The organism is uncultured Porphyromonas sp. (assembly GCF_915070105.1).
Lineage (GTDB): Bacteria > Bacteroidota > Bacteroidia > Bacteroidales > Porphyromonadaceae > Porphyromonas.
Genome location: NZ_CAJZFJ010000006.1, coordinates 1 through 15,322 on the forward strand (window position 1 = coordinate 1; position 15,322 = coordinate 15,322).

At 55.9% G+C, this 15,322-nt stretch carries 11 protein-coding genes; all 11 read right to left on the reverse strand.

From position 1 onward, the window contains the following. Positions 1-820 (reverse strand): glycine--tRNA ligase (locus QZ554_RS01160; protein WP_297193621.1); only part of this gene is annotated, 820 nt, incomplete at its 3' end. Positions 821-970: 150 nt separating this feature from the next. Continuing rightward, positions 971-1,531, reverse strand: coding sequence for a four helix bundle suffix domain-containing protein (locus tag QZ554_RS01165; protein ID WP_297193623.1), 561 nt, complete (start codon positions 1,529-1,531; stop codon positions 971-973). A gap of 106 nt (positions 1,532-1,637) precedes the next feature. Beyond that, positions 1,638-2,855 (reverse strand): S-adenosylmethionine:tRNA ribosyltransferase-isomerase, encoded by a 1,218-nt coding sequence (locus tag QZ554_RS01170; RefSeq protein ID WP_297193625.1) that lies wholly within the window; start codon positions 2,853-2,855, stop codon positions 1,638-1,640. Positions 2,856-3,280: 425 nt separating this feature from the next. After that, entirely contained in the window at positions 3,281-4,408 is a 1,128-nt protein-coding gene (locus tag QZ554_RS01175; protein WP_297193627.1) for a VWA domain-containing protein, read from the reverse strand. A gap of 12 nt (positions 4,409-4,420) precedes the next feature. After that, positions 4,421-6,781 (reverse strand): DUF5682 family protein, encoded by a 2,361-nt coding sequence (locus QZ554_RS01180; RefSeq protein ID WP_297193629.1) that lies wholly within the window; start codon positions 6,779-6,781, stop codon positions 4,421-4,423. A 4-nt stretch (positions 6,782-6,785) separates the two neighbouring features. After that, on the reverse strand, positions 6,786-7,865 hold the full coding sequence (locus tag QZ554_RS01185) for an AAA family ATPase (RefSeq protein WP_215493661.1): 1,080 nt from the start codon (positions 7,863-7,865) through the stop codon (positions 6,786-6,788). A 20-nt stretch (positions 7,866-7,885) separates the two neighbouring features. After that, positions 7,886-9,379, reverse strand: a complete 1,494-nt coding sequence (locus QZ554_RS01190; RefSeq protein ID WP_297193631.1) for a DUF5691 domain-containing protein — start codon at positions 9,377-9,379, stop codon at positions 7,886-7,888. Continuing rightward, positions 9,372-10,730 (reverse strand): SWIM zinc finger family protein, encoded by a 1,359-nt coding sequence (locus QZ554_RS01195; RefSeq protein ID WP_297193633.1) that lies wholly within the window; start codon positions 10,728-10,730, stop codon positions 9,372-9,374. The genes QZ554_RS01190 and QZ554_RS01195 overlap by 8 nt, the downstream gene beginning before the upstream one ends. Positions 10,731-11,440: 710 nt before the next feature. Beyond that, entirely contained in the window at positions 11,441-12,316 is an 876-nt protein-coding gene (deoC, locus tag QZ554_RS01200; RefSeq protein WP_297193634.1) for a deoxyribose-phosphate aldolase, read from the reverse strand. A 28-nt stretch (positions 12,317-12,344) separates the two neighbouring features. Beyond that, positions 12,345-12,695, reverse strand: coding sequence for a nucleotide pyrophosphohydrolase (locus QZ554_RS01205; RefSeq protein ID WP_297193636.1), 351 nt, complete (start codon positions 12,693-12,695; stop codon positions 12,345-12,347). Positions 12,696-12,716: 21 nt separating this feature from the next. Next, a complete protein-coding gene (gene glgP / locus QZ554_RS01210) occupies positions 12,717-15,293 on the reverse strand; it encodes an alpha-glucan family phosphorylase (RefSeq protein WP_297193638.1) in 2,577 nt (858 codons plus the stop codon). Between the last annotated feature and the right edge of the window lie 29 nt (positions 15,294-15,322).

The following is a 15,322-nucleotide window of genomic DNA, read 5'->3' on the forward strand; positions in this document are numbered from 1 at the left end:
CGAAGAACTGCATCTCCATCTGCTCGAACTCGCGCATACGGAAGATGAACTGACGAGCTACGATCTCATTGCGGAAGGCCTTACCGATCTGAGCGATCCCGAAGGGTATCTTCATACGTCCAGTCTTCTGCACGTTGAGGAAATTGACGAAGATCCCCTGAGCGGTCTCGGGGCGAAGGTACACCTTCATGGCACCCTCTGCGGTAGAGCCCATCTCGGTGGCGAACATGAGGTTGAACTGTCGCACCTCTGTCCAGTTGCGTGTACCACTAATGGGGCAGACGATCTCACAGTCTAGGATGATCTGTCGTAGCCCTTCGAGGTCGGTGGCATTCATCGCCTCGGCGAAGCGGCTATGTACCTCATTCCACTTAGCCTGGTACTCGAGTACACGGCCATTGGTGGAGCGGAACTGTTCTTCGTCGAAGCTCTCTCCGAACTTCTTGGCAGCCTTAGCTACCTCTTTATTGATCTTCTCCTCTATCTTGGCTAGGTGGTCTTCGATGAGTACATCGGCACGGTAGCGCTTCTTGGAGTCTTTGTTGTCGATGAGTGGATCGTTGAAGGCATCGACGTGTCCAGAGGCCTTCCAGATCTTAGGGTGCATGAAGATGGCGGAGTCAATGCCCACGACATTGGGGGCAAGGAGCGTCATGGCCTCCCACCAGTAGCGTTTGATGTTGTTCTTGAGTTCGCTACCGAGCTGCCCATAGTCATAGACTGCGCCGAGGCCATCATAGATCTCGGAGGATGGGAAGACGAAGCCGTATTCCTTACAGTGAGCGATTACCTTTTTGAAGAGGTCTTCTTGCTGTGCCATTAAAGTTGTTTATCCTAATTCGTAGATTAAAATCTCATCATGACCCCCACAAGGGGGGCTAATAACTAAACGACAAAGTTACACAATATCAGCTATTAGACCTATTGCACCTATTGGACTTAGGTGATAGGTCTAATAGGTGCAATAGGTCTAATAGCCCTGCTCCCTCGCTGCCCGCCGAGCGCGAGACATCTCCTCTCGTATGCCTCCCTCTCTGAGGAAGGCAGCCTTGGCGGCCTCTATGAGCTTACGTAGGAGGCTATCAGCCTGATGGATTAGGGTGATGGCTATGTTGGCTATGGTCTCGGGTGTACGTACTTTGATTGCCTCTCGGTAGAATGCGGAGTCGTTGTGCTTCCAGCATACTCTACGTGCCTGAGAGGTTTTTTCGCTACCTAAGCTCCACTGCTCAAGGTCACGTACACGTAGGTAGTCTTCGTAGTCGATGAGGAGTTCTTGGAGGCTAGCTCTGGCTACATTGAGGAGCTTGATCTCGGTCTCTCGGGAGGTGGTAGCGGCGGCTGTACCTTCGGCGATATTCTGCTTACCACTGCGTGCCGCCTGTATCATCTGGTCGATGGTGCGATCACCCCGCTCTAGGAAGTGATGAGCAAAGTAAAAGGTAATATCATAGATACACTCTGCCTTCTGAAAGGCGATGAGGTCTCGGTATCGTCCCTTCTGTGGAAGAAAGCTAGGCGGTGTGGGCATACAAGGTATATTTAAGTCATGTCCACAAATATAGATAATATATTAGACCTATTGCACCTATTGGACCTATCACCTAGGTCCAATAGGTGCAATAGGTCTAATAGGTCTAATACGGTAGCAGTAGTGAGCTATCCCCGTAGCTCAGAAAACGGAAGTCATGCGAGAGCGCATACTCATACACCCTGTGCCAGTCCTCTCCGATCAGTGCTGCTATCAGCAGTAGCAGGGTGCTATGTGGCTGATGGAAGTTCGTGATCATCCCTCGTATCACCCGATAAGTATAGCCTGGGGCAATAATGATGCTTGTGGGGAAGACGAGCTGAGTCAGTCCGTGTCGCTCCATATAATATAGGAGTGTGTCTAGGGCTTGCTCGGCGCTGTAGTCCTCCTCGCCCTCATAGGGCTGCCACTGGGATACGTGTAGCTCCTCGGGCAGGCTCTCGGGGTGCTGAGTGAGGTGTACTCCCAGGTGGTAGAGGCTCTCCAGCGTACGCACCGAGGTCGTCCCCACAGCGATGATATGGCCTAGGCTTGCCCTTAGACGCTCCAGTGTCGGGCGGGAGACGGAGATAAGCTCGGCATGCATCTCGTGCTCGCCGATGAGCTCGGCCTTGACAGGACGAAAGGTTCCTGCCCCGACATGAAGGGTCACATCCAGCACATCTATCCCTCGCTCTCCGAGCTGGACAAAGACCTCGGGGGTAAAGTGCAACCCTGCCGTAGGAGCTGCTACCGATCCCTCTCGCTGGGCATAGACAGTCTGATAGGTGATGAGGTCACCAGCCTCGGTCTCTCTGTCCAAGTAAGGCGGGATGGGAAGGATGCCCATCAGCTCTAGCAGTTCGCCGAAGGTATAGTGGGGGTTGTCCCAGCTGAAGGATACCTCGCCCTCGCCGATACGTTCGGCTTGTAGGCGTACCTGACCCTTAGAGCCGGTGAGGTCTTCGTAGAGGCTTGAGGAGAGCTTGAAACGCTTGGCATTACCGATCATGCAGTGCCAGCTACACCGCTCCGTGGCCGAGAGGGAGAGTTCGTAGCTCTCGGGGGAGGAAGGGTCAAGGCAGAAGATCTCAATGCGTGCTCCACTCTCCTTGTGAAAGAGCAGGCGAGCACGGATGACCTTAGAGTTATTGCGCACGAGGACGGTACCCTCGGGTAGGAGCTTGGGTAGGTCACGGAAGGTATGTTCGGCGATCCTCCCTCCTTGGTAAGAGAGGAGCTTGGAGCTACTCCTATCGGGTAGGGGATAGCGAGCGATGCGCTCATCGGGTAGGGGATAGTCGTAGTCTGCTATGGCTATCTGCTGAGGGAGTATAGAGGACATAGGTCTATGGGACAAATGGATCTGTGAAGCACACCCCCACAAAAGGCAGGGGACTCATCGGGGAGACAAAGATACTGTAGATGCGGGATACCCACCCTCATCTCCCCCGAGCTAGTAGGGCCGACAACCCCAAGAAACAGACATACAAGCGAGCCCTACAGAGGATATACTTAGAGCGATGTAGTGTACACGCGTGTATACTCATCCCTCCTAGGTAGAGGCTAGGGACTAGGCAGGAGTAGGGCTGGGGGAGTGATAGGTCTAGTAGTGTAGGGGGTAGGTCTAATAAGTCCAATAGGTGCAATATCGCTAGCCCCTGCCCCGCCAAAGGAATAACCTCGGCGAAGCAGGGGACTACACGAAACAATACAAATACACAATGTCATTATGGGCATTCCCTTCCCACCCTTTGCCCTCGATGACGGCTAGCTCTTGATATTCTGAGCGACCCAGAGGTTGAGGTCCTGCTTATTGATCGCTGCCGACATCAGTTCGGGGAACTTGTCCGGGGTACAAGCAAAGGCGGGTACCCCAAGAGTGCCTAGGAAGGCTGCGTTACCCCGATCATAGGAAGGCGAACCATCGTCGTTGAGGGCTAGGAGGACGATCAGTTGCACCCCCGACTGTACCAGCCGGACGAACTTCTTGCGCATCTCCCGCTCGTTGCCCCCTTCGTAGAGGTCCGTCACTAATACCAACGTCGTATCCTCTGGACGTGTGATACGCTCCATGCAGTAGTGCAGAGCTCGGTCAATATCCGTTCCTCCCCCGAGCTGGACTCCGAAGAGCAGGTCCACAGGGTCTTCCATCTCATCCGTGAGATCCGCTACCTCTGTGTCGAAGACGACCATACGGGTACTGACGGCAGGGATAGAGGCAAGCACCGAACCAAAGATCCCCGAATAGACAACGGAGGCACCCATTGAGCCGCTCTGGTCGATGCAGAGGACGATGTCCTTCATGGCCTTGCGTCGTCGCCCATAGCCTATACGGATCTCGGGAATGATGGTCTTATAGTCGGGTTGGTAGTTCTTGAGGTTCTTCGTGATCGTAGTATTCCAGTCTATCTCGTTGTAGCGAGGATTGCGACGTCGGGAGGATCTGTTGAGTGCCCCCGTGACCGCCTGCTGGGTAGGTCCAGCGAGCTTCCTAAGGAGCTCATCGACGACCTTGCGGACGACCTCCCGAGCCGTTGCCTTGCTCTTCTCGGGTATAGCTCTCGATAGAGACATGAGGGTAGCTACTAGGTGAACGTCAGGTACGACTCCCTCGAGCATCTCGGGCTCTGTCAGGAGCTCATGGAGGTGAAGACGTGATACAGCATCCCGCTGGATGACCTGCACGACACTCTGGGGGAAGAACTCTCGTATATCCCCCAGCCATCGGCTGACCTTGGGAGCCGAGCTCCCTAGTCCCGCCGAGCGGTCAGAGTCGTAGACAGCCTCGAGGCACTCATCCATCCGTATCTCCTCCTTCGAGAGGCTCACACCGGTGCCATCGGCTTCATCTCCACCGAGGATCAGTCGCCAGCGCTTCAGATATTCTTCTTGCATGATCTCTTTTGTCTAGTCTAATCCTAAGAATAGGTGAAGTAAGGGCAGGACACGAGCTGCCTCGGCATGATCCAGGGGCTCTGTACTCATCCCGACACTCTGGGTCGAGGAGCGCTTGCCATCATAGTGACGAGCCTTCTCCCCGAGGTTGCGCCTTTCGGCTGGAGAGTAGTCTGAGAAGGTCCTACGCAGCACCGGAAGTAGCTCGTGGAAGTTCTCCGCCGTGATACCGCAGATCCAGTCATTGACCAACTCCCAGAGGCGATCCTCCAGCAAGAGGAGCGTGGAAGAGGAACGAAGGAAGCCCTCGAGCCAATACGCCATATCCAGGGGCTTCATCCCTACCGAACTGTGGTAAGAGAGACTACGTGCGATCTGTTCGCTGGACAAGCGGTCAGCTTGGTTAAGGAGCAACGTCGCCATACCAGCCAGCAAAGGATGCACCTGTGAGGAGGTACGAAGCTCCTCGAGGAAGGCGAGCCACAGCTCCCTAAGCTCTTCGTCTGCTAGGGTCATGAGTGCTTGGTCTACCTCCCTAAGGGATCGATACAGATCGTCTGCGGCAGCTTCGTCGATACCTGAGCAGGCCTGCAAGCCCCCAGCTACGCTACGTGCTACCATTACCCGCAGGATGCCCTCTAGGTGAGAGAAGTCTAAGGCACGCACAGAGCCGTAGCGCAGGATGCGTATGAGCTTGGGGATCGTATCTAGCATTTCCCCGACATCGACAGCGGAGGCAGATAGCTCGTCGAGCCTCTTGGTCATCATCGTCACCAGCCCCGGGAGGTCGGCAGGGATAGCCTCATCAAGGAGTTCGGCGAGACGGCGTATGTTCTGCGCCTCCATCGCCTGATGGCTCATATAGGCTTCGGTAGCCTGCTGCAGGGTGTTGCCCCACACAGCCCGCTCGATGATCGATATGATCTGCTCGGGCTTATGGTAGAGCTCCCATTGCTCTTTGAAGGTACCCTTGCCCGAGACTCCCCGCTCTGTCCCCCAGCCGATGCCGAGTAGATCAAGGCGATGGATGAAGATACTCTTCTCTAGGTCTAGCGGTTTACGCAGGTCAAGCGTTACGGTCTTGATCTCGGAAGTGAAGGGCAAGCGAAGTCGCTTCTGTTGCCGCTCAATGTCCACCAAGAGGGGCACCTTAGGCACATCATCGGGTACAGAGCCAAGGCGATTACCGATGATTAGCTCCTCCTTGATCAGATCCAGTAGGATCGGATCGCCGAAGCCCATTACGGTAATAGCTGCATGACTATAGTCCTCTAGGAGGGCACGTGGGTATTCCTTGAGGGCAGCAGTAGCGTGAGCCAGACGTACGGTCTCGATAACATGTGCCACGGAGATGTCCATATTCTTCCGACGAAGATGCTTGGCCATCCTACTGACCCAGAGCGTACCATCATCCTCGGGGTGATGCCACAGATAGTCATACCATCCCGGTGAAGTGATACCTGCACCATAACCGCTATATAGGGATAGGCGGTCGTAGGTCCAGGGGATCCACGTGCAGGTAATCTTCGTCTTGGGAAGGCCCTTTAGTCGCTCATTGTCTTCCTTGACTTTGATCTTGGCTCTTGCCTCTAGGGCAGGGGCATGCCATGCGCCACAGATGACGACGATGACCCGATCACCTGCTCGCTCTGCCTCTCGTATCTGCTTACGCATCCACGCTTCACGTACGAGGTCGTGCTCACTCGTACGGTCGGGGAAGGCCTCCCGAAGGGCAGTCATAGCTTCGCTCACCGCCTCGAAGACCTCTGCCCCGTCGGGGCTACTCTCGATACGGAGATTCCACCAAGCCTCCCCATCCGATAAGCCATCGATCTCTGCGAGGACATCGAAGGGATCGGGAGTGGTAAAGGCATCCTCTAGCTCTTCCTCATCGGGGGGAAGGACTGAGCTCACCTCCACGGGGGACTCTTCGTCTGTAGCTGAGGTAGACGACTCGGTCTGCTCTGTAGGGGGAGTAGACAGCACCTCTGTAGCCTCGTCAGTGGGAGCTTCGCCCGGGCTTGCCTCGCTCGTCTCCTCTGCCTTCACCTCTGTCTGGGCTAAGCGATAGATAAGGGGTAGGTCAAAGAAGTGTAGCTCCGTACCCTGAGTGGCTGCGTAGAGCATCGCCTGCCATTCGGGGGAGAAGGCTGCGAAGGGATAGAAGACCGCATTCTGAGGATTCGTAGGCTCGTAGGCCAGGAGAGCTACGGGGGGCTTCATGCCCTCTCTAGCTACCTGCCCTAGGAGCTCCTCCGCCTCGGGTGGCCCCTCTACGAGTATTAGGTCAGGGCGGAGAGCCTCGAGACGCTCCCGTACACGCCGAGCAGAGCCCGGGCCGTGATGCCTGACCCCTAGTATATACGTAGCCATGGTACTAGATCATGTCACGCGAAGCACGATAGATGTCCTTCCACCCATCACGTTGCTTGACAACGGTCTCCATGTATTCCTGCCAGACTATCTTATCCTGCACGGGATCCTTAACGACAGCACCGAGGATACCCGAGACCAAGTCCTCTGCATGTAGTGCGCCATCACCGAAGTAGCCAGCCATAGCAAGGCCGTTATTCACCACCGAGATCGCCTCTGCCGTACTAAGTGTCCCCGTGGGGCTCTTGAGCTTGGTCTTACCATCAGCGGTAGCCCCAGAACGTAGCTCACGGAATATAGTGACCACACGACGTATCTCCTCTAGTGCAGGCTTCTCTGCTGGTAGCTTCATCACCTGCTCGAAGCTCTCGACACGTCTGCGCACGATATCGATCTCCTCATCCAGCGTATCAGGCAGCGGGAGGATGACGGTATTGAAGCGACGCTTGAGGGCGCTAGAGAGGTCATTGACCCCCTTGTCTCGGTTGTTCGCTGTGGCGATGACGTTGAAGCCTCGTATGGCCTGCACCTCTTGGTTCAGTTCGGGTATAGGCATCGCCTTCTCCGAGAGGATGGTGATGAGGGTATCCTGCACATCGGAGCCAATGCGGGTGAGTTCCTCCACACGAGCTATCTTACCCTCCTTCATAGCCTTCATGACGGGGGTCTCGACGAGTGCCCCTTCGCTTGGCCCTTCGGCTAGTAGGCGGGCATAGTTCCACCCATAGCGTATAGCCTCCTCTCCCGTACCTGCAGTACCCTGGACGATGAGGGTAGAGTTACCCGAGATAGCGGCTGCTAGGTGCTCACTGACCCAGCTCTTGGCTGTCCCCGGGAGTCCATAGAGCAGGAGGGCACGATCGGTCACGAGGGTTGCTACGGCTATCTCCATGAGCCGTCTGCGGCCTATGTACTTCGGGGTTACCTCGAATCCGTTCTTGAGCTTCCCCCCGAGGAGATAGGTGACGACCGACTGGGGTGATAGCACCCAGTTATCAGGGATTGGGTTGGTCTCGTTCTTCTTTAGCTCGTGAAGTTCTTCTGCGAAGAGTTGCTCGGCATGTTGTCTTAGTAATGTGCTCATATTATACGTATGTAGTGGTTTTATTTAGTCTTTGGGAATGTTTTGTCTAGGGCGGCCTTCGTCTGCATGATCAGGAGAAGATCCTCTAGGAAGGCTCGCTTGGATGGGGTCATATCGGGTACATGCTCTGCGTCCTCTCCATGCAGGAGACCGTAGAGGAAGGGCTGTACGTCGGGGTGTAGGGATAGACCTATCTGCTCCGTCTTCGCTAGGCGATAGTAGACATAGCAGGCACTGACGATCTTCAGGAACGCCAGGGAGAAGCGAGGCCCCCACATCTCCTCACCCTCCGTGACCCATTGCTCGGGTATACCGTGGCGAGCGTTGTACTTCCGTAGGTCTATATCCTCTCGTTGCCCCGGGCTAAGAAGCCCCACGAGCTCCTCGAGGGTCTTGCTATCACACTGCTCCTGCAGTACCCAGTAGGCCCAGTGCCTATCTCGTAGGGTTACGATCGGACTCGTTATGGAAAAGTAGGATGCAAAGGGTGGGTTCTTGGCAAGTCGCTGTGCAGCCTTCATCGGGTCGTTCGTGTCGTAGAACTCCATCCAGAAGGTCAGGGGTACACGCTCTGCTATCTGGCGCAGGATGTAGTGCTCATCGCTCTCGCCCTTGTTGGGGCTGACCTCAGCGATACCCAGCTCCTTGAGTTCGGGGCTGTAGGGGATCGGGGTATATGACCAGCCTAGTATGCGCCCATACTTCAGCTGTCCCTTTAGGAGCTCGCAGTAGCGTCTGACGAGCTGCCCCTTAGGTAAGCTCCCGAGGAGCGAACGGGCGACCTCACGCACCTTCTGACTGCGATCCTTCGCCATCACGGCGGTGAGGAACTCTTCGTCCTCTTGGCTAAGTCCTATACTGAAGCACGAGAGCAGAGCCTCTCTATTGGAGGCCGTCTCCTCACGCCAAGTGCGTTCGACAAGTGGTATCGCAGCCCGAGGATCCTCCCTACGCACCTGCTTGAGGAGCTGTAGGCGAGCCTGCTGGCCAGATAGCTCCCAGTGCTCTAGGTCTAGGGGACTCTCCTCCTCTACCTCGAGGAGCGGGAGCAGCCACTTACCTCTATTGCCCGAGACCTTGAGGGCGTTGGCTCTACAAGCCACATTGTAGCCACTACCCTTCTTGAGCACTGTGCTTAGTAGCTCGTACACATACTCGGGGCGAAGGATCAGCCCCTCCTCAGCCACTAGGTCTAGCCCATAGGCAAGGGTAGCGGTCAGCCTATTGCTGAGCAGGCTACGAAGGATGAGGGAAGGCTCCTGCGGGAGGAAGGGTTGCGTCTCCTCAAGGGGCTCCGTCAGTGGGTAGCTCACCTCCTGCTCCTCGGGCAAGAGACCTGCCCGACGATAAGCGAAGACCATCGCAGCTAAGCGATAGAAGGCCTCCTCACTGTCCTCACTCCCCTGCTGTATCTTCTCCCACTCTGCCTGCAGCTCGGGCAGGGGGCAGGCCACCGTCCTACCTGGGGTGCCCAGCAGAGCTAGGCTAACAAGACTATTCGTTGTACTACTCATACTCCTTGGTGTGATACTCATGCTGTGTGATGCAGTAGTGCCCATCGTACCAAATGGAGATGAGCCGCCACTCGCCTTCGCTGATGATGACGAAGGCATTGCAAGGTCTTCCGCCCGTTAGGGTCAGGAAGGAAAGTCCATCCTCTCTCCTCACGGAGACAAGCTGTCGCCTATCCCTAGCGTCATAGAGTGCGAAGGACTCGCCCTCTGGGCAGATCCTTACCTCCCCGAGACAGAGAGAGGTGTGCTGGGCGAAGGGGTTCTGCCCCATCCGCTCTCGATAGTATGCCATTCCCTCCTCGATACAGCCAAAGCTCTGAGGAACAAAAGTCTTCTCTGTAGGGGTGGCATCCTGCACCAAGGCTCGGCTGTTGAGCACTCCCTTATAAAAGAAGAGCTTTGCCCGATAGACTACTCCCTCCATCAAGCTAAGCTCCATAGACGGGCGACCGGGCACTATGAAGGTCAAGCGCACGGCATATCGTCCGCTCTGCTGTCCGTAGAGGTGGGCGACCTCGGTGCGGTTATCGCCCGTGCTACGCTCCTCGGTATAGAGGACAAGCCAATCATCCTCCACTCCTTCGCCAGCGAGCACCTCATCCTGTGCCTGAGGGATACCGACCATTGTCCTAAGCTCCACCTGCCAGTCCTCACTGAGGGTCTCTATCCTACGGTAGGCAGAGATCAGGAGGTAGAGACGGGAGAGGCGATCGAGGAGGAGCTCCTTCCAGCCCTCAGCGTTGTAGTCGATCTCGTAGATCTCGTAGAGCCGCTGGGCGACACCCGAGGCCTGCGCATCCACCATCCTACGTGCCATCTCGTAGATACTCCCCCGCTGGCTAGAGGCTACGTGCATCAGACCCGTACGCAGTAGATCCTTCATCCACAGCTCCAGCTCCTGCATTCCCCCCAAGATCTTGGCATGGCGATTGGCCTGCCGACGCTCTGCCTGCTTGGGGTCTTTGACCTTCTCGCCCTCCTTCTTGCGCTCCTCACGCTGAGCTTTCTTCTCTGCTGTCTCTGCACGCTTGTCAATCCAGGAGGTGACCCACTCGGGCTCGTCCTCTTGGGCAAAGGCGGACTCACTGCGAGCATAGAGCAGGAGCAGGCCTAGGGCATGCTTGCAGGGAAACTTATGACTAGGGCAAGAGCACTTAAAGGCAATATTCGTAAGGTCTACTATCGTCTGGTAGGGGGATGACCCTGAGCCCTGGCAGTGTCCCCACAAGGCTCTTTCGCCACATCGCAGCAGGGGCCATTTGCTGGTCTTTGCCTGTCCTTGTCCAGCCTTGACGGAGGCGGCGTCGGGTGCGAGCTGTAGTATCTGGTCTTCGGTAAGTCTGATGGACATAGTGATGTCTATTTGCGTTGTGTGTACCAAAGGTAGCGATTATGCCCGAAAAACCACCTTCTCCCCCACCAAGGTACTACCGCTACCTCCCCTACCTCTCCTCTCCACCCCTCGCCCCTGCGTCCCCCCCGACCTACAGATCCTGCCGATAGGTCTAGCTCACTCACCCTCCTGCTCCCATCCTTGCCCCTGCGCACCCCTCGCCCCTACAGATCCTGCTGATAGGCCTACCCCCTCCCCCCCCTGCCCATATCCTCGACCCAGTACTCATTGCTTGTATCGATTACGGAGACAGCTCTAGCTACGGGATTTTGGGTGGGGTAGGAGAGGACACGGTATGTCCGCTGTAATCACCTTACATAGGTGACGACAACGCTCTCGGTATGATCGCTACTGCGCTCTCGGTATGTGCGCATCCATCACCTTACATAGGTGATTACGGAGCTGTCGGTATGATCTGTTTTTTCGCTCTCGGTATCTACTATTCTCCGTTCTCGGAATGCTTGTGACAGAGGGCTTTGCTATTGGACTTATTAGACCTATTGCACCTATCGTACCTATCATCTAGGTCTAATAGGTGCAATAGGTCTAATAAGTCCAATAGCCCCCTCCCCTCCCTCTAGCTCCCCTATCCCATGCCACCATGGCTGGAAAAAAAGAAGCCCGAGCTGTATAGATCTACAGCTCGGGCTTCTTTCTTGTTGGGGGCTTTAGCCGAGGATCTCTGCCTGAAGGCTCCCTACGAGGCTGGAGGCACCGATGCGGAAGCGCTGGTTATCCAGCCATTCCTTACCGAGGATAGCTTCGACGAGGCAGTAGTACTTCACCGCTTCCTCTGCCGTGCGAATGCCACCGCTGAACTTGACGCCACGTACGTGCCCGTACCTGTCGTAGTACTCACGTAGTACCGAGCAGAGGATGAAGGCGGCACGCAGGTCAGCGCCTGGATACTCCTTCCCAGTAGAGGTCTTGAGGAAGTCTGCTCCCGCAAAGAGGGATAGGATAGAAGCTCGGCGGATGAGCTCGGGGTCACAGAGCGCACCTGTCTCTAGGATGACCTTGAGGTGTGCTCCACGAGCTGTGGCACGCTGCTCCTCGATCTCCGTGGCAGCCTCCTCGTAGTCTCCAGCGAGGAATGCCCCGAGGTTGAGCACGATGTCTATCTCATCTGCACCCGCAGCTATCGCTAGAGCTGTCTCAGCGATCTTGACTTCGATGAAGCTCTGGGAGGCGGGGAAGCATCCGCTGACACACGCTACCTGCACACCCTGGGCAGTGAGGACATCACGGACGGTCTTGACAAAGTTAGGGTAGACACAGATCGCCGCCACCGAAGGGACGTCTTCGGTGCCTTCGAAGTCATTGACACTGGCTACAAGCTTAGCGACTTTCTCCTCTGTGTCTGCACCGGCAAGGGTGGTAAGGTCGATGGTGGAGTGGAGGAACTTCTTGACCTCACGTGTGTTGTTGCGCTCATAGTTTTCCTCGAGGATCTCTTGGATGCGCTTGTCGATCTCCTGTAGGCTTAGTGCAGGAGCGAAGGAGGCAAAAGCCTCAGTGTACTTGTTGGGGGTTGTCTCTGCCATGGTTTTATGAGTAAACTAAAAAGGGTTGCTAATCAGTGTCGCAGTGGAGCTTGGGGTTGTCTCGGTGGCGATCCCGATCACGGCTGGTCTTCTTCTCTAGGTTTCGATGGAAGGCTTCCTCTAGGTTCACCCCCGTCTGATTGGCGATACACAGGAGCACCCAGAGGACGTCTGTGAGTTCGTCGGAGAGTGTGTTAGCCTCGTCACTGGCCTTGAAGCTTTGGTCCCCGTAGGTACGTGCCATCAGGCACGCCACCTCTCCCACCTCCTCCGTAAGGATGGCCATGTTGGTGAGGGGGGAGAAGTAGCGTACGCCGTAGGTACGTATCCACTCGTCTACTAGAGACTGAGCTTGGGTGAGGGTGAGTCCGCTATCCATTTATCGGGGAGAAGCGAACGACTAGGGAAGGGCTACCCAGCGCACGAGAGCGAAGTCCATGCGGTGAGGGAGCTCGGGATGAGCGGGCAGGATCCTTAGGGCACGCTTGTAGTGGCCAGGACGGGACTGTACGAAGGAGAGCTCGTAGGTACTGCGTGCACCCTCTTCGTGTACAAGTGTCAGAGGGGTACGGCTCACGAGACTGAGCTTGCCGTGCTCGTCCTCACGAGCGTCTACCAGCTCCACATCGAAGGCGCAGGTGAGAGCTCCACGATCGAGTACGAGGCGGATGGTCTCCGTTGTGCCCGTATGTCGCTGGTTGGATCCGTTGCTGGTGTTACCAGAGTCTTCGACGGAGACGATCTGCAGGTCATCCCAGTGGCGGATCACAGCCTGCTTCCATGCTACGAGTTCCTTAGCGATGGCATTGCCGTCGGCGTGCAGGCGTGCAGACCTCTGAGCTAGCTTGCAATAGAAGCGACTGAAATAATCGTCCATCATACGACGCATGGTATAGTGAGGGGCGATGAAATTCATTGAATTCTTCATCGTCTGTACCCAACCATCGGAGAAGGGTTTGCCCTCACGATTGAAGTATAGAGGCACGATTTCCTTCTCTAGGAGGTCGTAGATCGTCGTCGCATCTAGCTTGTCTTGTAGACCTTGGTCTGCGAAGGTGCGCTTGTCGGTGAGTGCCCAGCCAGCACCCTCACGATAGCCTTCGTACCACCATCCGTCTAGCACGGAGAGGTTAAGTACTCCATTCATCTCAGCCTTCTCACCTGACGTGCCTGATGCCTCGAGGGGACGAGTAGGAGTGTTCATCCAGATGTCCACACCTGCGATAAGCTTACTAGCGAGACGCATATCATAGTTCTCGAGGAAGATGATCTTGCCTAGGAACTCTGGACGTCGGCTAATCTCAAGGATATACTTGATGAGTCCCTGCCCACCACCGTCGGCGGGGTGTGCCTTGCCGGTGAAGAGGAACTGTACGGGATACTTCGGATTGTTTACGATACGCTCGAGTCGCTCAAGGTCGGTGAAGAGCAGGTGAGCTCTCTTGTATGTGGCGAAGCGACGACCGAAGCCAATGAGTAGGGCGTTGGGGTTGATCCCCTCCAGCACGGATACCGTCGTCTCGGGGTCGCCGCTATTGCGGATCCATCGCTCTCCGTAGAAGGAACGTATGTGCTCGATTAGGCGAAGCTTGATCGTCTGATGCGTGTCCCATAGGAGCTCGTTGGGGAGCTGCTGGATGCGAGCCCACGTGCTCTCGTTTGTTTGGTTCTTGATGAAGTCTTCGCCGAGGTACTTAGCATACAGCTCCTGCCACTCTGCCGAGGCCCAAGTGGGGAGATGCACGCCATTCGTGACATAGCCTACGTGGAGCTCTTCGGGGAAGAAGCCCGGCCAAACGGGGGAGAACATCTCCTGTGACACCTTGCCGTGTAAGAGGCTCACTCCGTTGGCTTCCTGACAGGTATTCAGAGCAAAGACACTCATAGAGAACTTCTCGTTGCTACCAGGATGTTCGCGACCGAGGTCTACGAACTCATGCCACGATATGCCCAGACGTGCGGGGACGTGTCCGAGGTATTTGCCTAGCAGGCCTTCGTCGAAGTAGTCGTGACCTGCAGGTACAGGCGTATGTACCGTATAGATGGAGGAGGCACGCACGAGCTCTAGGGCCTCATCGAAGGGTAGGCCTTCGTCCTCGACATAGTCTAGGAGGCGCTGTGCGTTCATGAAGGCGGCGTGGCCTTCGTTCATGTGATATACATCCTTGCGGATGCCTAGACGCTTGAGTAGGAGCATTCCCCCCATACCGAGGAGGTACTCTTGCTTCAGACGGTTCTCCCACTCGCCGCCGTAGAGCTGGTGGGTGATAGAGCGGTCCCATTCGCTATTCTGCAGTATATCCGTATCTAGGAGATAGAGGCTGATGCGACCGACATTGACCCGCCAAACGTGGCAGTAGACAGTGTGGGAGGAGTAGGGCACCTCTAGGACAAGGGGGGTGACACCATCCTGCTCAAAGATCTGCTCGATGGGGAGCTGAGCGAAGTCCTGTGCCTCGTAAGATGCCTGCTGCTGTCCCTCGGGAGAGAGGGTCTGGGTGAAGTACCCGTAGCGATAGAGGAAGCCCACAGCCGTCATACGGACATTGCTGTCACTGGCTTCCTTGAGGTAGTCTCCAGCCAGTACACCTAGACCGCCGGAGTAGATCTTGAGTACATTGGTGAGTCCGTACTCCATGCTGAAGTAAGCCACCGAAGGGCGCTCGGCATCCTGTGGCTCATTCATATAGGCACGGTAGTCGGCGTAGACCGAGGAGAGCTCATCCATGAGAGACTGATCGTGGATGATCTTTTCTATATCCTCGGCGGAGAGTTGGCGAGCGAGCATGACCGGATTGCCCTCGGTAGACTCCCAGAGCTCAGGAGAGAGACGGGAGAATAGGTGCTGAGCCTTTGGGCTCCACACCCACCATAGGTTGTGGGCGAGTTCTTCGAGGCGAGCTAGTTCCTGGGGGAGCTTAGCATAGGCGTAGATATTCGTCCATACGGGATCGTTGGCACGCTTTGTTACTATCATATCTTTGGGTTCTTAGCTGTCTGTTGTCT